This window comes from Streptomyces sichuanensis (genome assembly GCF_020328095.1).
Lineage (GTDB): Bacteria > Actinomycetota > Actinomycetes > Streptomycetales > Streptomycetaceae > Streptomyces > Streptomyces cinnamoneus.
Map to the genome: position 1 here is coordinate 63481 of NZ_JAIXMK010000049.1, position 21551 is coordinate 85031.

Here is a 21551-nt window from a genome sequence, read left to right on the forward strand (position 1 = left end):
AGCGACACCATGTCCGCCACCGCCGTTCACCGGGCGCTGCCCAGGCACGTACCGGCCCTGCTCGCCGCGCTCCTCGTCTGGGCGGGTGCGCTGCTCTACGCCCCGCCCGCACACGCCGGCCCCGGCGCGGACACCGTCGCCGCCGCCGGGCTCGACCAGGCGGCCGAAGCGCTGCGCAAGAGCCCCGTGTACGTCGACCCGCGGGCCGCCGGGCAGCTGTCCCCGGCCGACGCGGACGCCCTGGCCGAGAAGATCAAGGACGCCGACAAGCCCGTCTTCGTGGCCGTCCTGCCCAACGCCCCCGAGTACCCCCGGGCCACCGTCCTGCAGGACCTGCGCACCAAGGTCGGCATCGCCGGCGTCTACGCCGTCCACCTCGGCGACGCCTTCAACGCGGCCGCGGACCGCTCGGTGATGTCGCGCAACGCCGTCGCCAACCTCGTCGGCTCCGTCCAGCGCACCGGCGGCGACGCCGGGACCCAGGTGAACGCCTTCGTCGACCAGGCCGACCGGCTCGCCAGGGGTCACGCCCCCGGCTCCTGGGGCGTCGGGCACGAGGGCATCGGCACGGCCGGGCTGATCACCGGCGGCGCGGTCGTGGTGGCGGGCGGCGCCGGGGCGTACGCCCTGTACCGGCGGAACAAGCGCCGGCGCGAGGAGCGCGAGCGGGCCGAGCTGGACGCGCTGCGGGTGGTCGTCGACGAGGACATCACCGCGTTCGGCGAGGAACTGGACCGGCTGGACTTCTCGCCCTCCGAGACGGGCGCCACCGACGAGATGCGGCGCGACTACGAGCAGGCGCTCGACGCCTACGAGGAGGCCAAGTCGAAGATGGCGGCGGCCACGAAGCCGCACGAGGTGCAGGGCGTCACCGAGGCGCTGGACAGCGGCCGCTTCGCCCTCGCCGTCCTCGCCGCGCGCCGCTCGGGCGCGCCGCTGCCGCAGCGCCGGCTGCCGTGCTTCTTCGACCCGCGCCACGGGCCGTCGGCCCAGGACGTGGAGTGGGCCCCGCCCGGCGGCGCCGTCCGTACGGTGCCGGCCTGTGCGGCGGACGCGACACGGCTGGCGGAGGGCGAGGAACCGCTGTCCCGGCAGGTGCAGACGGCGAACGGCCCGCAGCCGTACTGGAACGCCGGCCCGGCCTACGGCCCGTGGGCGGGCGGCTACTTCGGCGGCGGCCTGCTGCCCGGCCTGCTGTTCGGCACGATGCTGGGCAGCATGATGAGCGGCCCGGCCTACGCGGCCGGCCCGGAAACGGCCGGCCCCGACGGCGGCGACTACACCGGCTCCGACTTCGACTCCGGCGACTTCGGCGGCGGAGGCTGGGGCGACGGCGGAGGCGGCGGCTTCAGCGGAGGCGGCGGCGACTTCGGCGGCGGCGGGTGGTGAACCGCCCCTGGCAGCGGTCGGCAGGTGCTGAAGGACGGGGCTGGAGATCCAGCCCGTCCGGGGGCACCTCCCAGCGGTGGCCGGGGGAGACCGAGGACACCGCGCGCAGCGCGGTCCCGGCGACGGGGCCGGCACCCGCGCCCCCGGCCCAGCACACCAGCCTGGGCCTCCCCGGCCCGGTCCCGGTCCGGGGTCCGGGGCGGAGCCCCGGTTACGGGAAGGGGCGGGGTGGGGGAGAGATCCAGCGCCGCCGCGCCGCCGTCAGGCAGGCCGCGTACAGGGCCAGCACCAGCCCCAGCAGCCCGTAATACAGCGGCGGCAGCGGCGACATCGACAGCATCGACCCCACCGGCGACACCGGCAACAGCAGACCCAGCACCGCCAGCCCCGCCACCGCCAGCCGCACCGGGCCCGGGGCGCGGCCGCGGCCCGAGCGCAGCAGCAGCATCACCATCGCCTGCGTCAGCAAGTTCTCCGTGAACCACCCCGCCTGGAAGCCGGCCTCGCCCGCCGCCAGCACCAGCACCCCGAACGTCGCCAGGTCCGCCGCCGCGTTCAGCAGGCCGAAGCCCGTCATGAAGCGCAGCAGGGCGCGCGGGCGCAGGACCGCCGGGCGGGCCCCGCCGCCCGGCGCCGGGCGGTCGAAGGCGAGGGCCAGCTGCGCCGCGTCGAAGCAGAGGTTCTGCACGAGCACCTGCGCCGGGAACATCGGCAGGAACGGCAGCATCAGCCCGGCCACCAGCATGGCGATGACGTTGCCGAGGTTGGACGACAGCGTGATCCGCAGGTACGAGGCGATGTTGGCCGTGCTGTGCCGCCCCACGACGATCGCCCGGTCCAGCGCGGTGAGGTCCTTCGAGGCCAGCACGACGTCCGCGCTCTCCCGCGCCACGTCGACCCCCTCGCGCGGGCAGACGCCGACGTCGGCGGCGTGCAGGGCGGCCAGGTCGTTGACGCCGTCGCCCAGGAAGCCGGTGGTGGCCCCGCCGGCGCGCAGGGCCCGGACGATGCGGGCCTTGTGCTCGGGAGTGCAGCGGGCGAAGACGGTGGTGCGGGCGGCGAGGCGGGCGAGCTCCGCCTCGTCCAGGGCGTCGATGCGGTCGGCCGTGACCGGCGCGCCCGGCCGCAGGCCGAGCTCGCGGCAGACCCGGGCGGCGGTGCCGGGGTGGTCGCCGGTGAGCACCTTGACCGTCACCCCGTGCCGGGCGAGGCCGGCCAGCGCCGCGGCCGCCGTGGGCGCCGGGGCGTCGCTGAGCCCCACGAAGCCGGTGAAGGTCAGCCCGTGCTCGTCGGCGGGCCCGTACGGGCGACCGGTCGGGGGCCGTTCGGCGCGGGCGACCGCGAGCACCCGCAGGCCCCCGGCGGCCAGCGCGGCGGCCCGGCGGGCCAGGCGCTCGCGGTCGGCGGGGGCCAGGGCGCAGCGGTCCAGCACGTCCTCGGGAGCGCCCTTGACCACGAGGAGGTGGGTGCGGGCCAGCGCGAAGCGGGAGTCGCCCGGGCGGCGCACGACCGCGGTGGACAGCCGCCGCCCGGGCCCGCAGGGCAGCGCCTCGACGCCTTCGTACTCCTCGCCCTCCGCCGCCGCGGCGTCGAGGAGCGCCTCGTCCAGGGCGTCCGGCACGGGAAGCTCGGCGAGGTGCAGCGTCCACAGCGCGTTGACGGCGGCCCAGTGCAGGACGCCGGGGTCGGGGCGGCCGTCGCCGTCCTCGCTGAGGGCGAGGACGGGACGGTCCTCGGTGAGGGTGCCCGTCTTGTCGACGCACAGCACGTCGACGGCGCCGAGGTCGTGCAGGGCGGGCAGCCGCCGGACGACGACCTCGCCGCCGCGCGCGAGCAGCGCCGCGCCGCGGGCGAGCGCGCTCGTCACGACCACCGGCAGCATCTCGGGGGTCAGGGCGACCGCCACCGCGACGGCGAACGGCAGCGCCTCCAGCCCGCGCCCGCGCACCAGCGCCCCGGCGATCAGCACGAGCGGCGCGGTGAGCAGCATGAACCGGATGAGGGTCCACGCGATGCCGTTGACGGAGCGCTCGAAGGGGCCGGCCGGGCGCCGAGTCCGCCGCCGGGCGGTGGACAGGGCGCCGGAGAGCACGGTGGCGCGCCCCGTGGCGACGACGACCCCGCTGCCGGTGCCGGAGACGACGCTGCCGCCCTGCAGGCACAGGGCCGACCGGTCGTTCCCGGCGTCGGGGCGGGCGCGTTTCCCCACGGGGGCCGACTCGCCCGTCAGCGCGCCCTCCTGCACGGTCAGGCCCGTCGCCCGCAGCAGCCGCAGGTCCGCCGGGACCAGGTCGCCGGGGGCCAGCAGGACCACGTCGCCGGGGACGAGCGCGTCGACGGGCAGTTCACGGGTGACGGGTGGCGCGTCCCGGTCCGGGCGGCGGCGCACGGTGGCCGTGGTGGCGACCAGCTCGCGCAGTGCCGCCACCGACCGGTCGGCCCGGTGCTCGCCCGTGGCCCGCAGCAGGCAGCTGACGGCGACCAGGACGGCGATCACACAGGCCGTTCCCCAGGCGGTCAGGGCCGCCGAGACCAGGCCGAGGCACAGGAGGACGGCGGTGAAGGGGTCGCGCAGGCTGCGGGCGAGGCGGCGCGGCCAGGAGGCGGGGCGCCGCCCCGGGAAGACGTTCTCGCCGTGCCGCGCGAGCCGCTCCCCGGCCTCCGCCTCGGTGAGCCCGCGGGGTCCGCTCGCCAGGGCGCGGAGCACCTCCAGCGTGCTGCCGCCGCCCGCACCGGAGGCCGCCCGGGCCTCAGGCGCCCAGGCCACGGAGGCGTCCGGCGGTGGCGCCGGCGCCCCGTCCGGCGTCCGACCGGCGGTCGGCGAGCTGGCCGACCATGAGCCGGACGATGGTCACCACGTCGGGGTCGTCCACCAGGTACACCACCCGGCGCCCCTCGCGCCGGGACCGCACCAGCCCCGCGAGCTTCAGCTTGGCCAGGTGCTGGCTGATCGCGGGGAGCGCGCCGCCCACCCGCTCGGCGAGTCCGCTCACGTCGCTCTCGCCCTGGGCCAGGGCCCAGACAAGGTGCAGCCGGGCGGAGGAGGCGAGCAGGCCGAAGGCGGCGGCCGCCTCGGCCAGGACCTCGGCCGAAGGGTCGCACGAGCCGTCGAAGGGCTCTTCGAAACTCTCGAAGCTCCCGACGCCTGCCGTCACTGTCGCTCTCCCGTCCCCGTCGGGCGTCCCTACGCCCGGGAAGGCCCCAGTCTAGGCACCGCCGGAGGGGCGCCACGCGTGACATGCACGCACCCGCCGCTGGGCAGCTCTATCGACAGGAATCGGTCACAAGGGGGAGGGCATGGAAATCTCAGGAGTTATCAGTGCGATCGTGATCGGGGCGATCATCGGTCTCCTGGGCCGGCTGGTCGTTCCGGGACGTCAGCACATCGGCGTGCTCGCAACGGTCCTGGTCGGTCTGCTGGCGGCGTTCCTGGGTGCGTGGGTGGGGCACCTGCTCGGCCTGTACGACCACAGGGGCCTCTTCTGGGTCGTGTGGATCATCCAGATCGGGCTCGCCGCCCTGGGCATCGTCGCGCTCGAACGTTTCCGGTCACGGAGGCAGTGAACGCGGCGCCGGGGGTCAGGACAGCTTGCCGTCGTAGTCCGGCAGCTTGACGGTCCGCTCGGCGTGTCCGCCGGCCAGGTCGGTGGTGTTGTTCCCGATGTTGGCGATGATCGTGTAGCCCTGCGCCTCGATCTCCGTCCGCTTGGCGGTCTTGTACGTGCTCACGTCCCGGAACAGGTCGGGCAGGTGGCGTACGTACAGGCCGCTGACGGGATAGCCGGCCTGGCGCAGGTTCCACTCGGTGACCCCGTCGAGGATTCCGGGGCGGGCGGTGACGAAGAAGACCGCGGCGCCCCGGGCGTGCGCGTACCGCGCCAGGTCGAGGACGGGCTTGATCGCGGGGGTGGGGAACGTCGTCCAGTGGAAGTCCGTCTCCAGCGAGCTGTTGTCGATGTCGAGGACGACGGCCTGCTTCCGCCCGTGTGCGCCGGCGGTGCGCTCGGTGATGTACGGCATCGCCGCGTCCACGGCCGTCCGGACGTCGCGCTGCCAGGTGTCGTAGTCGACGCCCTTGAGGCCGGCGGTGCCGCTGGTCCGGGTGGCCGCACCGGCGGGGGCGGCGGCCGTGCCCACGAGGGTCAGTGCGGTGGCGGCCACGACGGCCGCGGCGGCGCGGCGCGCCCTGATCGTTTGCGTCATGAGTGGCATGCTCACGACCGGTGGTGGCCGGACGGCGACGCACGCCTTACGCGCGGATGACCGGGCCGGGACGGTACGGGCCGAGGCGGGCCGTCCTCGTCCGCTCAAGAGGGGAGGTCGCTGGGCGAACTGATGTGTGGCGTACGCCAGTTGGCCAACATGGATGCGTTTTCGGCCATGACGCAACTGCAGCCCCTGCTGAATGCGACGTACCGGGGGACGGTGGAGCTGATCGTTCGCCACTTCATGGGGGAATCCATGCGAATGAGAACCACGATGCATCGTGCCGCCTGCGCGGTGGTCGTCGCCGCCCTGGGGCTCGGAGCGGCGCCCGCGGCCCTGGCGGCGGACGCCCCGGCCGGGGCCGCGCCCGCCCCGCTGCCGGCCGCCGACACCGCCGCCCTGCACAAGATCGCCGAGAACTACCTCCAGCGGCGCGCCGACACCGTGACGGCCACCGGCCGCACCGCGCTCGCGCCCGAGCCGCCCCAGGCCGCGACCGCCGAACTGGGCAGCCGCCTCGCCACGGAGTTCCGGCAACTGGCCGCCCAGGGCCGCGCGTACGAGAAGGCCAGCGGCGGCTACACGCGCGCCGAGGTGAAACTCACCCCGGGCGAGGCCACCGTGGCGGGCGGCACCGCCACCGTCCGGCTCACCGAGGACACCCGGCTCCTCTACCCGGACGTCAAGCCCGGCGAACCGGACGCCGAGGAGTACGCGGTCGAGCACACCCTCACCTTCACGCGTGACGCCGCGGGCCGCTGGCTCCTCGCCGCGGACCGGCCCGACCTGGGCACCGGCGACGTCACCACCTACCTGGACACACCGGCCGAGGGCCCCACGGAGCCCGACTCGGAGGACAAGGGCGCGCCCGCCGTCCGGGCCTCGCTGGCCCGCCCGGCGGACCAGGCGCCGGTGAAGGCGGCGGCGTCGTACAACTACTCCAAGATGGTCGCCTACGCGAACAAGTACTGGAAGCACCCCAACGACGACTACCGCACCTACGGCAACGACTGCACCAACTTCATCTCCCAGGCCATGTACGCCGGGGGCTGGAAGCCGGTGGGCGGGTCGCTCCTGGACCGCACGAAGAACAGCAAGTGGTTCTACGGCCCCCGGCCGTGGACCAGCTACACCTGGGCCGGCGCCGAGAACTGGTACTTCTTCGCCCAGGTGCACTCCAAGCGCACCAAGCCGCTGCGCAACATCTGGGCCCTCGGCACCGCGGACGTGCTGCAGGCCGACTGGGGCCCGCGCCCCAACAACAACATCGACCACAGCATGATCGTCACGGCGATCACCCGCACCGAGCGCTACCTCACGTACCACACCGGTAACACGCACAACCGGAAGCTGAGCAACCTGATCGCCAAGCGTCCCGACGCCTGGTACTACGCGCACCGCACCTGATCCGGACACCTCACCCGCCCCTGGGGGTACGCATGGGAACACGTCATGGCGTCGCCGTGCTCGGCACCGCGCTCGCGCTCGTGCTGGCGCTGGCCGGCTGTGACGGCGACTCCCCGGGGCGGGCGAGGACGGAGCGGGAGACCGCCACCGCCTACGTCGACGCCCTCAACGCCCGTGACGCGGACGCCCTGGCGGCCCTGGCCCGGCCCGGCCGGGAGGGGGCCCGCGAGGACGCCCGCGGCATCGTCACCGAGCGGGGCGGGCAGGGGCTGAAGGTCACCGGCATGGACGTCACCCACGAGTTCGGCCCCGACTTCGCGGACGTCGCCATCACCGCCACGGACGGCCGGGGCCGCGACCACCGGGAGAGCCTGGCGCTCGAACGGGACGGGAAGACGTGGTACGTCCCCCTGGGCCGCAAGGCCGGGGGGACGCCCAAGCCGTCCTCGGGCACGTCACGGTCCGGGTGACCCGGACCGCCCGGGCGGGCCGGACCACTCAGGACGCGCCGGGCGTGGCGGCCTCCGCCGCGACCATCTTCTCCATCGGGTCGACGGCCAGCCCGCCCGCGACCAGCATGGCCAGGAGCACGGCGACGCCCAGGATCACATTGCCGAGCCACACCATCGTGTCCGTCGGCAGGGTGTAGACGCCCACGACGCGGGCGACGGCCTCGGCCAGCAGCGCACCGCCCCAGACCACGGAGAACGTCCGCTCGGCGCGGCGGAAGCGGGGCGAAGCGGCAACGAGCCGGTCCCAGGCCGCCTGCCCGGCGGGAGCGCCCTTGGTGACCCACGGGCGCAGGGCGGCCGTCATCAGCGGGCGTCCGGCCAGGACGGAGCCCAGCACCACGAGGCCGACGACGCCGCTGCCCGCGCTCTCCTTGGCGAGCATCAGCCGGACGTCACCGGTGACCGTGCTGAGCACCAGCCCCACGGCGTTGACGGCGAGGATGAGCGCCGCGAGGCCGTTGAGACGGCGGTGGACGGCCAGGCCCCACACCGTACGGGCGGCGGGGAGGGCGCTGCTCCAGGCCAGGGCGGCCAGGGTGCCCATGCCGAAGCCGTCGGTGAGCGCGTAGTAGGCGGCCAGCGGGATCAGGGCGTCGACGACCAGCGGCGCCAGGCTCTCCGCCAGCGCACGGCGCCGGCTGATGCCGGCGCCGGGTGCCACGGGGGCCGGAGCGGTGGGGGCCTCGGTGCGTACGGCCGTCTGCATGGTCGGGTCCTTCGTCCACAGGGCCGGGTGCCCTACCCGGCCCCTGAAGGCTCGCGCACCGGGCGCGGCCGGCGGCAGAGAGGACCGTCAGCAGATCGGCATGACTTTTGTCAGGCGCCGGTCTCACCGGAGCGCCCGTGCGCGCGCAGAGCCTGTGAACGCCCCACCGACGACCGGCACTTCGCCTCCCGTTACGCTGCCCGGATTGATCACCGGCAAGGAAACGGACGTGAGCCGCACATGCAGCAGCACGCAGGGCCTGCAGGGGACGTGAGGCAAGCGGGGCACGCCCCCGCCGCACCGGGCGCCCCCACGCACGTCACCTTCCCCGGCGGGGCCGTGCACGGCACCTCGACGGTCCTGGCGGCCGTCCCGGTGGACGGGCGCACGGCCGTCATCACCGGGCGGACGCCCTTCCACCCGGTGGACCACACCTGGCCGGACCACCCCGCCGACCGGGGCTCGATCACCGTCGCGGGCGGGCACCACGCCGTCGTCGACTGCCTGATCGGCGCCGTCGAGGCCGACGGGCCCGGCGCGGGCACCCTGCGCGTGGGCGGTGACATCCCCGTGCGCCGCGGCGCCGAGGGCTGGCGGTGGCTGGTGCTGCACATGGTCGAGGACTTCGACCTCGCCGCGGTCGGCGAGCCCTGCGAGCTCACCGTGGACGCCCCGCACCGCCACGCCCTGTCCGCCGGGCACACCGCCTGCCACCTGGCGTCGCTGGCCCTCAACGAGGCCGTGGCCGGCCGCTGGCGCAAGGAGACCGCCGCGGACGTCGCCGGCGTCCCGGACTTCGACGGGGCGGCGCTCGTCACCTCGCGCATCCTCCCCTACGGCAGCCGGGACACCTACCGCCTGGGCAAGTCGCTGCGCCGCAAGGGATTCACCACCGAGGGGCTGGCGGAGGAGCTCCCGCGGATCGAGGAGCAGGTCACCGCGCGCGTCGGGGAATGGATCGCCGGGGACGTCCCGGTGCGGATCGTCACGGAGGGGCCGGGAGTGACCGACCGCCGCTGGATGTGCGTCGGCGAGGGCGAGGGGGCGCTGCGCTTCGCGTGCGGCGGCACCCACGCCGCGAGCACCGGCCGCCTGGGCGCCGCGGCCGTGACGCTCGTCCTCTCGGAGGACGGCACGCAGCTGCTGATGGAGACCACCGTCCGGCAACCCGGCGAGGCGGCCCCCCACTCCTGAACGCACCGTGCCCGGGCCTCCGGCGGACCCGTACGGTCCGCCGGAGGCCCGGGCACGCGGGCGTCACGCCTTCTTGGTCTCCCAGAAGATGCGGTCGATCTCGGCGATGAGCTCCAGCGCCTTCTCACCCGTCTTCGGGTCCGTCGACGCCTTCGCGGTGCTCAGGGCCTTGAGGGTGTCGTTGACCAGCTGGTGCAGCTGGGGGTACTTCTCGAAGTGCGGGGGCTTGAAGTAGTCGCTCCACAGCACCGAGACGTGGTGCTTGGCGAGCTCGGCGCGCTGCTCCTTGATGACGGTGGCGCGGGCGCGGAAATGGGGGTCCTCGTTGGCCAGGTACTTCTCCTGGACCGCCTTGACCGACTCCGCCTCGATGCGGGCCTGGGCCGGGTCGTACACGCCGCAGGGCAGGTCGCAGTGGGCGCTGACCTTCACCTTGGGGGCGAACAGTCGGGAAAGCATGGATGCTGTCCTTCCTCGTGATCGTCTTCTCAGGTGCGAGATTACTCGGTGCGGGAAGGCTTTTCCCGAGTGCCCCGGGGGGCCCAGGGCAAAAGTCCAGTGTCAGTCTGGGACTGATGGAGGATACGGACGCGGAGGTGCCGTGGTGCAGGAGCAGCTGGACGAGCGCGGGCAAGAGGTGGACCGCGAGCGCCGCGGACTGCTGCGGATCGGGCTCGCCGAGGTCTACAACCCGTCCATGGTCCCGACGCTGAACCCGGGCGACCAGCTGGTCGTGCGGTACGGGGCGGTGGTGCGTCCGGGTGACGTGGTCGTCATGCGGCACCCGTTCCGGCAGGACCTGCTGATCGTCAAGCGGGCCGTGGAACGGCGCGAGGGCGGCTGGTGGGTGACCGGCGACAACCCGCTGGTGGAGAACGACAGCCGGGAGTTCGGGACGGTGCCGGACGAGTTCGTGGTCGCCCGGGCCTGGGTGCGGCTGCGCCGGCCCCCGCAGGCGGGTCAGCGCTCCCCGGGGGCGCTGCTGTCGTGGGTGGCCTCGGCCGTACGGCCGCTGCGCTCGCCGGCGCGGTCCGCCGGCTCCTCGGGACGGCCGCTCTCCAGGCGCTTGCGCGCCCGGTAGGCGGCGACGTTGGCGCGGGTGGCGCAGCGGTCGGAGCAGTAGCGCCGGGAGCGGTTGGTCGAGGTGTCCAGGTAGGCGTTGCGGCAGGGCGTGGCCTGGCAGATGCCCAGGCGGTCCACGCCGTACTCCGTGAGGTGGACGGCCAGACCCATGCTCGCGGTCGCGGTGTAGGTGGCGCCCGCGTTGGCCGCGTGGTCGGCGATGTGCATGTGCCACTTGGGGCGGCCGTCCTCGTCCCGGTACTCGTGCCCGGAGATCTGCGGGCTGACCGGGAACTCCATCAGCAGTGCGTTGAGCAGGTCCACCGCCCGCGTCTCGTCGCCCTCGGCCGCCGCCTCGAAGACCGCGCGCAGCCGGCCCCGGACCGAGCGCAGCCGGGTCAGGTCGCCGTCGGTCAGCCGGCGCGCGGACTGGGACGCGGGGCCGAAGAGCTCGCGCACGGCGTCCAGCGAGGTGAGCGTGTCGATTCCCCGGGCCGGCTGCTCGGTGTTGACCAGCCGCACGGCGAAGTCCGAGTAAGAGGCCAGTTCCACTTTCGGTCCTTGTCCGGAGGGCGAATTTCGCAGCTAAGGGACAGTAATGGCCCTTCTCGATTCGAGGGTATTACAGAGGCTGGCAGTTTGCTGCAAATGAGTGGTGCGGTGACCGGGCCGCTACGACGACCACATCCACACCGACTGAACGCACAGCGCGGGGGTACGGGCCGTCCGGCCCGTACCCCCGCGCTGCGTTGCGTGCTCGCGGGGTCCGGTCAGAGCACCTTCGACAGGAAGGACTTCGTCCGCTCGTGCTGCGGGTTGGTCAGCACCTCGCGGGGGTGGCCCGACTCGACCACGACGCCCTGGTCCATGAAGACGACCGAGTCGCCCACCTCGCGGGCGAAGCCCATCTCGTGGGTCACCACGATCATCGTCATGCCGTCCTCGGCGAGGCCGCGCATGACGTCCAGGACGTCGCCCACCAGCTCCGGGTCCAGCGCCGACGTCGGCTCGTCGAAGAGCATCAGCTTCGGCTCCATCGCCAGCGCCCGGGCGATGGCGACCCGCTGCTGCTGACCGCCGGAGAGCTGGGAGGGGTAGTTGCCGGCCTTGTCGGCGAGGCCGACGCGGTCCAGCAGCTTCATCGCCCGCTCCCGGGCGACCGCCTTGGTCTCGCCCTTGACCTGGACCGGCGCCTCCATGACGTTGCCGAGCGCCGTCATGTGCGGGAAGAGGTTGAAGCGCTGGAACACCATGCCGATGTCCCGGCGGTTGCGCGCCACCTCGCTGTCCTTGAGCTCGTAGAGCTTGTTGCCCTGCTCCCGGTAGCCGACCAGCTGGCCGTCCACGTAGAGCCGGCCGGCGTTGATCTGCTCCAGGTGGTTGATGCACCGCAGGAACGTGGACTTGCCGGAACCGGAGGGGCCGATGAGGCAGAACACCTCGCGGGGGGCGACCTCCAGGTCGATGCCCTTGAGGACCTGCACGGCGCCGTAGGACTTGTGGACGCCCTCGGCCTTCACCATGGCGTTCATGCGGTGACGCCTCCCTTGGAACGGTTGCTGAAGGAGGACAGGTTCGCCTTGATCTTCTGCCACGGGGTGAGCGGCAGCGTGCGCAGCGAGCCACGGGCGTAGTGCCGCTCCAGGTAGAACTGGCCGACGCTGAAGACGCTGGTGAGGATCAGGTACCAGGTGGCGGCCAGGAAGAGCATCTCGACGGTGGCGCCGGTGGTCTGGCCGATGTCGGAGGTGGAGCGCAGCAGTTCGAGGTACTGGGCCGCGCTCGCCGCCAGCGACGAGGTCTTCAGCATGTTGATGAACTCGTTGCCGGTGGGCGGCACGATCACGCGCATGGCCTGCGGCAGCACGATCCGGCGCAGCGTCTTGGCCTGGCTCATGCCCAGCGCGTGCGACGCCTCGGTCTGGCCCTCGTCGACCGACTGGATGCCGGCCCGGACGATCTCCGACATGTAGGCGGCCTCGTTGAGCCCCAGGCCGAGCAGCGCGGCCATGAAGGGGGTCATGAAGTCGCTCATCTCGTCCCGGTAGATCGGGCCGAGGTTGATGTACGGGAAGATCAGCGCGAGGTTGAACCACAGCAGCAGCTGGACGTAGACCGGGGTGCCCCGGAAGAACCAGATGTAGAGCCAGGAGACCGACGAGGTCACCGGGTTCTTCGACAGCCGCATCACGGCCAGCAGGATGCCGAGGACGAGGCCCAGCAGCATCGCCAGCAGCGAGATCAGCACGGTCTTGCCGAGACCGGAGATGACCGTGGAGTCGAAGAGGTAGTCCGGGATGGTGCTGTAGTGGACGTTCGCCGTGGCGAACGCGTTCACCAGCAGCCCCAGCAGCGCCACGACGAGGACGGCGGAGATCCAGCGGCCGTAGTGCCGGACCGGGATGGCCTTGATCGCCTCGGGCGCGGTGACCGTCGTGCGGCCGGCCGGCTTGCCGGCGGGCTCCGGGTCGGCGGCGTCCGCCGAGGCGGCGGCCTTCCCGGTCGCCTTCCCGGCGGCCTTCTCGGTGGACACCTTCTTGCCGGACGGGGCGGGAGCCTCCTCGCCGGAGGGCTCGTCCGCCGCGGCGTCGCCCTCGGCGCCGGCCTTGGGCTCGGCATCCTTGGCCTCGTCCTTGGCCTCGGTGTCCTTGGACTCCGCCTCGGCCTTGGTCTCCGCGGGCTCGGCGGGCTTGGCCGGCTCAGCGGCCTCCGGCTCGGAGGCCGCCTTCTTGCCGGCCTCGGCGGCCTTCTCGGCCTCCGGCGCGCCGGTGTCCTTCGCGCCGACCTCGGGCTCCTTCTCGGGCTCCGGCTTGTCGGGCTTGTCGGGGGAAGCAGTCACGGGTGATGCCTTTCAGGGCGTTCCGTACGAGGACAGGGGACGAGCGGGGTCAGGAGCCGCCGTTGATCTTGGCTTCCTTGACGGCGCCGGCGTCGACGCCCCAGGTCTTGACGACCTTCTCGTACTCACCGTTCTTGATGATCGCTTCGAGAGCCTCCTTGAGGGCGTCCCGCAGCTGGGCGTTGTCCTTCGCGACGGCGATGCCGTACGGAGCGGCCTCCACCTGCTCGCCGACCGTCTCGAAGTCGTTGCCGCCACCGGAGGTCTTCACCGCGTAGGCCGCGACGGGGAAGTCGCTGGAGACGGCGTCGACGCCGCCGGCCTTCAGCCGGGTCTGCGCCTCAAGGTCGGTGTCGAACGCCTCGATGCCGATCGCGTCCTTCTCGTCCTTCTCGCACTTCTCGGACTGGGACTTGGCCAGGTCGTGGGAGACCGTGCCGCGCTGCACCGCGATCTTCTTGCCGCAGAGGTCCTCCCAGCCCTTGATGTCCTTGGTGTCGCCCTTCTTGGTGTAGATCGACACACCGGCGTTGAAGTAGTCGACGAAGTCGACGCCCTCCGCGACCTTCTTCTTGGTCTTGGGGTCGATGCCCTCCTGGCGGTCCTTGGTGTCGGTCATCGCGGACATGGCGATGTCGTACCGCTTGGAGCGCAGGCCGGTCAGCAGGGCGTCGAAGGTGCCGTTGTTGAACTCGACCTTCACGCCGAGCTGCTTGCCCAGGGCGGCGGCGATGTCGGGGTCGATGCCGACGGTCTTGCCGTCCTTCTTGAATTCGACGGGCGGGTAGGCGATGTCGGAGCCGACCTTGAGGAGCTTGGAGTCCTGGATCCTCTTCGGCAGCTTGCCGTACAGGGGCGCGTCCGAGCCCCTGGCCGACTCGGCGCCATTGCCGGTCGTCGTCTTGTCGCGCTGGTCGCCACAGCCGGTCAGCAGCAGGGTGCCGGCGACCGCGATCGCGCCGGCCGCGGCCAAACGACTCCTGGCGGCGGTCGGGCGGGGGGTGGTGCTTGCGGTCATTGCTGGTTCCTCCTGCGGGTGAGGGGGGATATCCGACTGGTAACGCTGCAATCACGCAATACACGGCCGAAGCCGCAGCACACTTCCTCGTGCGTCGCGACCTCGTGCGGTCTGCGCATCTTGCCATCCGGACTGCCCCATTCGGGGGGCCAGCCATGTCAAAATCGGATAACGGGTGATCGCCAAGCGGTAGAGCATGGTTCACACCCTTTCGCCGCCCGTGTCTCTTCTGGGCAGCTTCTGATTGCGAGACGCAGGTCACGCCCGCGCCGTCTCACTCCTCGGACACCTCGCCGTATCCGTCACCAGTTGACACGTTCCGGCCGTGATCGGGTGGGGGAGCCGTGCCACACCGAGCCGTATCTCACTCGTCGGCCGTAGCGGTCTTCCGGTAGAAAGACCAGTTACACCCCTCACCCGGGGCTCAGGGCGCGTGTGTGCGGCGCGCCCGGTGTCCGTACTGCACCCCGCGGCGGCTCATCCGCCCTCCGGGACGCGGACACGGTGCCCGACCCGCTCCGCTAACCCAGGGGCGGCTACCCTCGACGCAGCAAGACGACAAAGGGGTCAACAAAAGTGGCAGCGGAGATCGTGAATCCTCGCAGCGACAACGGTGCGGACGACGGAGCTCAGAATGAGTTCTTCGATCCGGCCTTTGCGCTGCACCGGGGCGGCAAGATGGAGATTCGGGCGACGGTGCCCGTGCGGGACAGGGACGACTTGTCCCTCGCCTACACACCGGGTGTTGCCAAGGTGTGCAGCGCCATCGCCGAACGGCCCGAGCTCGTCCACGACTACACCTGGAAGTCCCAGGTCGTCGCCGTCGTGACGGACGGCAGCGCCGTGCTCGGGCTCGGCGACATCGGGCCGGAAGCGTCGCTGCCCGTGATGGAGGGCAAGGCGATCCTCTTCAAGCAGTTCGGCGGCGTCGACGCCGTGCCGATCGCGCTGGACTGCCGCGGGGTCGACGAGATCGTCGAGACCGTCGCCCGCCTCGCGCCGTCGTTCGGCGGCATCAACCTGGAGGACATCTCGGCCCCCCGGTGCTTCGAGGTGGAGCGCAGGCTCCAGGAGCGCCTGGACATCCCGGTCTTCCACGACGACCAGCACGGCACCGCCGTGGTCACCCTCGCCGCGCTGCGCAACGCCGCCCGGCTGACGGACCGCACGCTCGGCGAGCTGCGCGCCGTGATCTCGGGCGCGGGCGCCGCCGGTGTCGCCATCGCCCGGATCCTGGTGGAAGCGGGCATCGGCGACGTGGCCGTCTGCGACCGCAAGGGCATCGTCTCCCCGGACCGCGAGGACCTCACCGAGGTCAAGCGGGAGCTCGCGGGCTTCACCAACAAGGCCGGGCTCTCGGGCACCTTGGAGTCCGCACTGGACGGCGCGGACGTCTTCATCGGCGTCTCCGGCGGCACGGTCCCGGAGCCGGCGGTGGCCGCCATGGCGAAGAACGCACTGATCTTCGCCATGGCCAACCCGACCCCGGAGATCCACCCGGACGTCGCCCACAAGTACGCGGCCGTGGTGGCCACCGGCCGCAGCGACTACCCGAACCAGATCAACAACGTGCTCGCCTTCCCCGGCATCTTCGCCGGCGCCCTGCAGGTGCGCGCCTCGCGCATCACGGAGGGCATGAAGCTCGCCGCCGCCGAGGCGCTCGCCGCCGTGGTGGCCGATGAGCTGAGCGCCGAGTGCGTGATCCCCTCGCCGTTCGACGAGCGGGTCGCCCCCGCGGTGACGGCGGCCGTCGCCGCCGCCGCGCGGGCGGAGGGCGTCGCGCGCTGCTGAGCCGCGACCACCCCGTGCGGGGCCGGACCGTCCGCGGTCCGGCCCCGCACGGCTTTCAGGCCCGACGGCGCACATAGACCTCGGTCTGCTCCGGCGTGCCGCCGGGCGTCAGGTCTCCCGGAGCCTCGAAGACGACGGTGCGCCCCGCGGCGTCCGCCCGGACCCCGCGCGCGTCCCCGGCCGTGCTCTGCGAGCCGTCGGCCCGGACGCCGAGCCGCTCGACCGCGCCCGTGAGCAGGTCGCGCGCGAAGACGTCGCTCCTGTCGTTCGTGTCGCCCGGCACCAGGCCGGACGCGTCCGAGGTGAAGAACACCCGGCGGTGGTCCGCACTCATGACCGCCCCCCGGGACGCGCCGTCGGCCTGGGAACCGTCCGTGGCGAGGCTGATGCGCCGGGTGGCGCCGGAGCGCAGGTCCTTGGCGAAGACGTCCGCCTTCCGGTTGGTGTCGCCCGGCACGATCTGCGCGTCCCGCGAGGAGAACAGCGCGAAGCGTCCGTCGGGGCTCAGCCCGATGTCGTCCACGCCGGCGCCGGAGCCGTCGGGCAGCGTGGCGGCCTTCGCGGTGCGCCCGGTGCGGACGTCGTGGACGTAGAAGTAGCGGGGCCGCGGCCCCAGTGCCGCCGCGGGGGCGCTCTTCTCGCCGAGCGTGCTGCCCGCGTTCATGAAGCCGACCGTGCCGCCGTCCGCGCTGATCACCGGTGACTCCGAGAAGAGCCGGGCCTGACTGCCGTCGCTGCCCACGCTCACCCGCTTGATCGTGCCCGTGCGACGGTCGGCGACGAACGCGTCCGTCATCGCGTTGGTGTCGCCGGGGACCAGATCGGTGCGGTTGGACAGGAAGGCCACGTAGCGGCCGTCGGCGCTGACGGACGGCGCGTGGACCTGGGCGGTGGGCTGCTTTTTGTCCTCCTTCACCAGTACCGTGGTGCGCCGCGTCGCCCGGTCCCGGACGAAGATGTTCGGCTGCCCGGGTGTGCTGCCCGGCGCGAGGGTGCCGGCGCTCGACTCGAAGATCACGTAGCGTCCGTCGTCGCTGACGGACGGGGAGCCGGACTCCCGGTCGGCCTGCCGGCCGTCGCCGGCGACGCTGACGCGCTCGATCGTTCCCCGCCGCAGGTCCCTGACGAAGACGTCGGCGGTGCCGTTGGTGTCGCCGGGCACCAGGTTCGACGCGTGGGAGACGAAGACGGCGAAACGGCCGTTGCTGCTGACGGAGACGTCGGACGAGGGTCCGTTCCCCGGTCTGCCGTCCGCGGCGACGCCCAGTCGTTCCAGGCGCGGCCGCGGCCCGCCGTCCTGTGCCGCCGAGGCGGCCGGGATCACCGCCGCGCAGCTGCCCAGCACCACCGTGAGCACGGTGGCGCGTATGCCATGACGCATGGTTCCCCCTGGTCCGCGGTCACTTCAGATGCCGTACGAACGCGTCGTGCACCGCGTTGGTGTCGCCGGGGACGAGGTTGTCCGCGGCGCTGGTGAAGACGAGGGCCCGCCCGGCCAGGTCGGTGACCGGGCCGGCCGAGCGGCCGTTGCCCTGGGACCCGTCGTGCGCGAGGCTGACCCGCTCGACCGCACCGGTCAGCAGGTCGCGGGCGAAGACGTCCGAGGCGCCGTTGGTGTCGCCGGGCACCAGGTTGGTGGCATCGGAGGTGAAGAAGACCCGCCGGTTGTCGGCGCCGATGACCGCGTCGCCGGATGCGCCGTCGGCCTGTGAACCGTCGGCGGCCAGGCTCAGGCGCCGGGTGACGCCGGTGCGCAGGTCCTTCGCGAACGCGTCGGCCTTGCCGTTGGTGTCGCCCGCGACGACGCCCGCGGAGGCGGACGAGAACAGCGCGTACCGCCCGTCGGGGCTCAGGGCCTGCGTGCCCAGCACCGCGGCGGGCCCTCCGTCGAGCCGCTGGGCGGCCAGCTGGGTGCGGCCGGTGCGCAGGTCGTGCGCGTAGAAGGTACGGGCCTGCGGCTTGCGCAGCCCGGCCCGTTCTCCGGGCGGCTCGGGCGCCAGCTGGGCCAGGCTCCTGAACCCCACCGTGCTCCCGTCCGCGCTGATCACGGGCGAGACGGAGAAGCCGTCGCCCTGGGCGCCGTCGCTGGTGACGCTCACCCGCTCGGTCGTGCCCTTGAGGCGGTCGCGCACGAAGACGTCGGTGGTGTCGTTGGTGTCCCCGGGCACCAGATCGCTGCGGTTGGAGGCGAAGGCCACGTACCGCCCGTCGGCACTGATGGAGGGGGAGGAACTGTGGGCCGGCTGCGTGCCCTTGTTCTCGACGAGGACCTCGGTGCGGCCGGTGTGCCGGTCGCGCACGAAGACGTCCCCGTACCCCCCGGGGTTGCGGCCGGGGGCCAGGTTGGTCGCCTCGGAGTCGAAGACGACGTACCGCCCGTCGGCGCTGACCGAGGACGACCACGACGGCCCGTCGGCCTGCGTGCCGTCCGAGGCCACGCTGACCAGTTCGATCTTTCCGGTCCGCAGCTCCTTGACGTAGATGCGGCGTTGCGGGGCCGTGGTGCCCGGCACCAGATCGGTGGCCGTGGAGTGGAGGACGACGAAGCGCCCGTCCCCGCTGAGCTGTGCGTCCGCGGTCTCGGCGGCGCTCTGCGTCCCGCCGGCGGAAACGCTCACCCGCTCGGTACGCGGCGCCGCCACCGCCGGCGCGGCCATGACGCAGCTGCCCACCACCGCCACCAGGGCGGCCCGTCTGAGATAGCGCATTCCTCCCCCTCACGAACAGTCAGGTACGGACAGAAGCGAAGCCAACCGGCCCTCGGTCGGCCCGGTCAACGAGGACGGACGCGCTCCGCGCCGGTTACGGCCGTTGCAGCAGGAGCCACTGGACGGACGCGGCGCGTGTCACACCGTTGCGAGGTTCCCTCCCCCGTCCCCCGGGGCTAGGTTCGGCACATGTTCGCCGCCTACGCCGCACGCATCGACCGTGACCAGCCGTTGAACGGCCTCGAACTGGGCGAACGCCCCGAACCCGAGGCGCGGCCCGGCTGGACGACCGTCAACGTCAAGGCCGCCTCCCTCAACCACCACGACCTGTGGACGCTGCGCGGCGTGGGGATCAGCGAGAAGGCGCTGCCGATGATCCTCGGCTGCGACGCCGCCGGCACCGACGAGAACGGCAACGAGGTCGTCATCCATTCCGTCATCGGCCAGACCGGCCACGGCGTGGGCCCCGGCGAACCCCGGTCGATCCTCACCGAGCGCTACCAGGGCACGTTCGCCGAGCGGGTCTCCGTACCCACCTGGAACGTGCTGCCCAAGCCGAAGGAGCTGTCCTTCGAGGAGGCCGCCTGCCTGCCCACCGCCTGGCTGACCGCCTACCGGATGCTGTTCACCAACGCGGGCGTGCGCCCCGGCCAGAGCGTCCTCGTCCAGGGCGCCGGCGGCGGCGTGGCCACGGCCGCGATCGTGCTGGGCGCCGCCGCCGGCCTGCGGATCTTCGCGACCAGCCGCGACGAGGCCAAGCGCAAGCGCGCCGTCGAACTGGGCGCCGAGGCGGCGTTCGAGCCGGGCGCCCGGCTGCCGCACCGCGTGGACGCCGTCATCGAGACCGTCGGCGCGGCCACCTGGTCGCACTCGGTGAAGTCCCTCAAGCCCGGCGGCACCCTCGTCATCTCCGGTGCGACCAGCGGCGACAGCCCCGCGGCCGCCGAGCTGACCCGCATCTTCTTCCTCGAACTCAAGGTCGTCGGCTCGACGATGGGCACCAAGGAGGAGCTGGCGGACCTCCTCGCCCTCTGCGCGACCACGGGGGTGCGCCCGCTGATCGACTCCGTGCTACCCCTCGACCGGGCACGTGAGGGCTTCGAAAAGATGTCCACCGGCGACCTGTTCGGCAAGGTGGTGCTGACGGTATGAACGACGGATGCCGAAGAGACGCTCGCACACGGCGGCGTTCCTCGCCGTAACCACCCTGCTGGCCCTGCTCGTTCCGGCGAGCGGGGCCACCGCCCGCACGGACCCCGGCATCCCCCGGCTCACCGACGAGAGCGGCCGCATTCTCACCCTCCGCGGCTGGAACCTCGCCGACAAGGACCACCGGGGCGAGGACGCCCTGGCGGACATCACCGAACGCTCCCTGAGTGACCTGTCGGCCAACGGCTTCAACTTCGCCCGCCTGGCGGTCTTCTGGGACGACCTCGAACCCCGCCCCGGCCACTACAGCGAGCGCTACCTCCGCCGCATCGAACGGATCCTCGACTGGGCGCAGCGCCACCGCATCCGCGTGGTGATCGACACCCACCAGGACATCTACGGGCCGGCCTTCGGCAGCCACCGGGGCATCCCGGCCTGGGCGACCCGCACCGACGGCCTCCCGTACACCCCGCATCCGGACGACTGGTTCGCCGAATACTTCGAGCCCGCCGTGCAGGCCGCGTTCGAGCACCTCTACGAGGACGCGGACCTGCGCCGCGCCCAGGCCCGCATGTGGCAGGTCCTGGCGGGCCGCCTCGCCCACCATCCGGCGGTGTTCGGCTACGACCTGATCAACGAGCCGATGGGCCGCATGCGGCCCGGCGAGGACATGTTCGCGGCCGCGCGCCGCATCGAGGCCACGCAGATCACCCCGATGTACCAGCGCATCGCCGAGGCGATCCGCCGCGTCGACCGCCGCCACTGGCTCTTCGTCGAGCCGACCCCCGCCGCGGGCGAGGGCAGGCCCACGGGCCTGGGCCGGATCGGGGACCCCAAGGTCGTCTACGCCCCGCACTTCTACAACGCCGCGATGGAGGCGGGCCGGGACTACGACCCGGCGTCCGGCTGGCTCCAGGCGTACGAGGCGGCGATCGTCCACTACCCCCGCCGCGAACGCGTGCCGGTGGTGGTCGGCGAGTGGGGCCCGCTCGACAGCTCGCTGCCGAACATGGCCCGCTTCTACGAGGAGACGCTCGCCTCCACCGCCCGGTACTCCTCGGGCTGGGCGAGCTGGCAGTGGTGCTACGGGGGCGGCTACTGCGCGATGGAGAAGGACGGCACCCGCTTCCGGAAGAACAAGGAACGCACGGCACGCCCGTACGCCGTCGCGGTGGCGGGGAGGGTCCGTGCCGAGACGGGGGCGCCGGCGTACCGTCTGGCGTACGTGCCGGGCCGCCGCCCGGGCGTGACGGAACTGTCGCTGCCGCCGACGCCACAGGGATGGCGGATCCGGGTCGAGGGCCCGGCACGACCGGACAAGGCGACTGTACGACCGGGAGAGCGTGGCACGGTACGGGTGCGCTCGCTGCCGGGGGCGGACAGGGACGTCGCGGTGACCGCCACGCCGGAGGAGCGGCAACGACGGGACGGCTCCTGACCGACCGGCGCGAGGGGCCGGGGTGGGGCGGGCCCTGGCAGGGGGCGTGACGCGTTATTTGCGGCGGCGTTCGGAGCACACTGAACAGCTGACGGTTGCCGTAAATAATGCAGCCCCCAGAAGGGCCCGCCC

19 protein-coding genes and 1 pseudogene are annotated in these 21551 nt (G+C 72.9%); 9 read left to right on the top strand and 11 right to left on the bottom strand.

Annotation, left to right across the window (positions count from 1 at the left end):
* The first annotated feature begins 9 nt into the window (after positions 1 to 9).
* Positions 10 to 1389: a hypothetical protein gene (locus LE181_RS16455; protein ID WP_225662037.1), complete on the top strand. Its 1380-nt coding sequence runs from the start codon at positions 10 to 12 to the stop codon at positions 1387 to 1389.
* 211 nt (positions 1390 to 1600) lie between these two features.
* Here LE181_RS16455 and mgtA read toward each other — a convergent pair whose 3' ends face one another.
* Positions 1601 to 4156: a magnesium-translocating P-type ATPase gene (gene mgtA, locus LE181_RS16460; protein ID WP_225662038.1), complete on the bottom strand. Its 2556-nt coding sequence runs from the start codon at positions 4154 to 4156 to the stop codon at positions 1601 to 1603.
* Complete coding sequence (locus LE181_RS16465; RefSeq protein ID WP_225662039.1) at positions 4140 to 4544, bottom strand: ArsR/SmtB family transcription factor; 405 nt, start codon at positions 4542 to 4544, stop codon at positions 4140 to 4142. Before LE181_RS16465 ends, mgtA begins: the two co-directional genes overlap by 17 nt.
* A gap of 142 nt (positions 4545 to 4686) precedes the next feature.
* Between LE181_RS16465 and LE181_RS16470 the strand changes: the two genes are divergently transcribed.
* Positions 4687 to 4953 (top strand): GlsB/YeaQ/YmgE family stress response membrane protein, encoded by a 267-nt coding sequence (locus tag LE181_RS16470; RefSeq protein ID WP_225662040.1) that lies wholly within the window; start codon positions 4687 to 4689, stop codon positions 4951 to 4953.
* 15 nt (positions 4954 to 4968) lie between these two features.
* On the opposite strand, the gene LE181_RS16475 is transcribed toward LE181_RS16470, so the two are convergent.
* On the bottom strand, positions 4969 to 5592 hold the full coding sequence (locus tag LE181_RS16475; RefSeq protein ID WP_225662041.1) for an HAD family acid phosphatase: 624 nt from the start codon (positions 5590 to 5592) through the stop codon (positions 4969 to 4971).
* A gap of 276 nt (positions 5593 to 5868) precedes the next feature.
* Here LE181_RS16475 and LE181_RS16480 point away from each other — a divergent pair, with 276 nt between their 5' ends.
* Positions 5869 to 7002, top strand: coding sequence for an amidase domain-containing protein (locus LE181_RS16480; RefSeq protein ID WP_225662042.1), 1134 nt, complete (start codon positions 5869 to 5871; stop codon positions 7000 to 7002).
* Positions 7003 to 7034: 32 nt separating this feature from the next.
* Positions 7035 to 7472 carry a hypothetical protein gene (locus tag LE181_RS16485; RefSeq protein ID WP_225662043.1) on the top strand — a complete coding sequence of 146 codons (438 nt, stop codon included), beginning with the start codon at positions 7035 to 7037 and terminating at the stop codon, positions 7470 to 7472.
* Between the two features lie 28 nt (positions 7473 to 7500).
* On the opposite strand, the gene LE181_RS16490 is transcribed toward LE181_RS16485, so the two are convergent.
* Positions 7501 to 8220: a VC0807 family protein gene (locus LE181_RS16490; RefSeq protein WP_225662044.1), complete on the bottom strand. Its 720-nt coding sequence runs from the start codon at positions 8218 to 8220 to the stop codon at positions 7501 to 7503.
* A 270-nt stretch (positions 8221 to 8490) separates the two neighbouring features.
* Here LE181_RS16490 and LE181_RS16495 point away from each other — a divergent pair, with 270 nt between their 5' ends.
* Complete coding sequence (locus LE181_RS16495) at positions 8491 to 9414, top strand: alanyl-tRNA editing protein (protein ID WP_225662045.1); 924 nt, start codon at positions 8491 to 8493, stop codon at positions 9412 to 9414.
* 63 nt (positions 9415 to 9477) lie between these two features.
* Here LE181_RS16495 and sodN read toward each other — a convergent pair whose 3' ends face one another.
* Positions 9478 to 9873 (bottom strand): superoxide dismutase, Ni, encoded by a 396-nt coding sequence (gene sodN, locus LE181_RS16500; RefSeq protein WP_071962366.1) that lies wholly within the window; start codon positions 9871 to 9873, stop codon positions 9478 to 9480.
* Positions 9874 to 10018: 145 nt separating this feature from the next.
* On the opposite strand from sodN, the gene sodX reads away from it, so the two are divergent.
* Positions 10019 to 10495, top strand: a complete 477-nt coding sequence (gene sodX / locus LE181_RS16505) for a nickel-type superoxide dismutase maturation protease (protein ID WP_308103141.1) — start codon at positions 10019 to 10021, stop codon at positions 10493 to 10495.
* Between the two features lie 44 nt (positions 10496 to 10539).
* Here sodX and LE181_RS16510 read toward each other — a convergent pair.
* From LE181_RS16510 to LE181_RS16525, 4 genes and pseudogenes are all read right to left on the bottom strand, one after another.
* A pseudogene (locus LE181_RS16510) lies at positions 10540 to 11028 on the bottom strand (ABATE domain-containing protein); the annotation flags it as partial.
* 218 nt (positions 11029 to 11246) lie between these two features.
* The gene (locus tag LE181_RS16515; RefSeq protein WP_225662055.1) at positions 11247 to 11999 is read right to left on the bottom strand and encodes an amino acid ABC transporter ATP-binding protein; all 753 of its coding nucleotides are present in this window, start codon (positions 11997 to 11999) and stop codon (positions 11247 to 11249) included.
* A gap of 5 nt (positions 12000 to 12004) precedes the next feature.
* The gene (locus LE181_RS16520) at positions 12005 to 13009 is read right to left on the bottom strand and encodes an amino acid ABC transporter permease (RefSeq protein ID WP_372458384.1); all 1005 of its coding nucleotides are present in this window, start codon (positions 13007 to 13009) and stop codon (positions 12005 to 12007) included.
* 355 nt (positions 13010 to 13364) lie between these two features.
* Positions 13365 to 14333, bottom strand: a complete 969-nt coding sequence (locus LE181_RS16525; protein WP_225662047.1) for an ABC transporter substrate-binding protein — start codon at positions 14331 to 14333, stop codon at positions 13365 to 13367.
* A gap of 576 nt (positions 14334 to 14909) precedes the next feature.
* Here LE181_RS16525 and LE181_RS16530 point away from each other — a divergent pair.
* On the top strand, positions 14910 to 16124 hold the full coding sequence (locus LE181_RS16530; protein WP_225662048.1) for an NAD(P)-dependent malic enzyme: 1215 nt from the start codon (positions 14910 to 14912) through the stop codon (positions 16122 to 16124).
* Between the two features lie 55 nt (positions 16125 to 16179).
* Here the strand turns inward: LE181_RS16530 and LE181_RS16535 are convergent, their stop codons facing one another.
* Positions 16180 to 17505: a TolB family protein gene (locus LE181_RS16535; protein ID WP_225662049.1), complete on the bottom strand. Its 1326-nt coding sequence runs from the start codon at positions 17503 to 17505 to the stop codon at positions 16180 to 16182.
* A gap of 19 nt (positions 17506 to 17524) precedes the next feature.
* Complete coding sequence (locus LE181_RS16540; RefSeq protein ID WP_225662050.1) at positions 17525 to 18832, bottom strand: TolB-like translocation protein; 1308 nt, start codon at positions 18830 to 18832, stop codon at positions 17525 to 17527.
* A gap of 189 nt (positions 18833 to 19021) precedes the next feature.
* Here LE181_RS16540 and LE181_RS16545 point away from each other — a divergent pair, with 189 nt between their 5' ends.
* Positions 19022 to 19984 (top strand): zinc-binding dehydrogenase, encoded by a 963-nt coding sequence (locus LE181_RS16545; protein ID WP_225662051.1) that lies wholly within the window; start codon positions 19022 to 19024, stop codon positions 19982 to 19984.
* A gap of 7 nt (positions 19985 to 19991) precedes the next feature.
* Positions 19992 to 21419 carry a glycoside hydrolase family 5 protein gene (locus tag LE181_RS16550; RefSeq protein WP_225662052.1) on the top strand — a complete coding sequence of 476 codons (1428 nt, stop codon included), beginning with the start codon at positions 19992 to 19994 and terminating at the stop codon, positions 21417 to 21419.
* The last annotated feature ends 132 nt before the right edge of the window (positions 21420 to 21551 follow it).

Excerpts from the sequence above, each read along its gene's own strand:
- LE181_RS16475 (WP_225662041.1), bottom strand. The coding sequence starts at position 5,592 with ATGACGCAAACGATCAGGGCGCGCCGCGCCGCCGCGGCCGTCGTGGCC.
- LE181_RS16470 (WP_225662040.1), top strand. The coding sequence starts at position 4,687 with ATGGAAATCTCAGGAGTTATCAGTGCGATCGTGATCGGGGCGATCATC.
- LE181_RS16485 (WP_225662043.1), top strand. The coding sequence starts at position 7,035 with ATGGGAACACGTCATGGCGTCGCCGTGCTCGGCACCGCGCTCGCGCTC.
- LE181_RS16550 (WP_225662052.1), top strand. The coding sequence starts at position 19,992 with ATGCCGAAGAGACGCTCGCACACGGCGGCGTTCCTCGCCGTAACCACC.
- LE181_RS16540 (WP_225662050.1), bottom strand. The coding sequence starts at position 18,832 with ATGCGCTATCTCAGACGGGCCGCCCTGGTGGCGGTGGTGGGCAGCTGC.
- LE181_RS16480 (WP_225662042.1), top strand. The coding sequence starts at position 5,869 with ATGCATCGTGCCGCCTGCGCGGTGGTCGTCGCCGCCCTGGGGCTCGGA.
- LE181_RS16455 (WP_225662037.1), top strand. The coding sequence starts at position 10 with ATGTCCGCCACCGCCGTTCACCGGGCGCTGCCCAGGCACGTACCGGCC.
- sodN (WP_071962366.1), bottom strand. The coding sequence starts at position 9,873 with ATGCTTTCCCGACTGTTCGCCCCCAAGGTGAAGGTCAGCGCCCACTGC.
- LE181_RS16545 (WP_225662051.1), top strand. The coding sequence starts at position 19,022 with ATGTTCGCCGCCTACGCCGCACGCATCGACCGTGACCAGCCGTTGAAC.
- LE181_RS16525 (WP_225662047.1), bottom strand. The coding sequence starts at position 14,333 with ATGACCGCAAGCACCACCCCCCGCCCGACCGCCGCCAGGAGTCGTTTG.
- LE181_RS16515 (WP_225662055.1), bottom strand. The coding sequence starts at position 11,999 with ATGGTGAAGGCCGAGGGCGTCCACAAGTCCTACGGCGCCGTGCAGGTC.
- LE181_RS16535 (WP_225662049.1), bottom strand. The coding sequence starts at position 17,505 with ATGCGTCATGGCATACGCGCCACCGTGCTCACGGTGGTGCTGGGCAGC.
- LE181_RS16490 (WP_225662044.1), bottom strand. The coding sequence starts at position 8,220 with ATGCAGACGGCCGTACGCACCGAGGCCCCCACCGCTCCGGCCCCCGTG.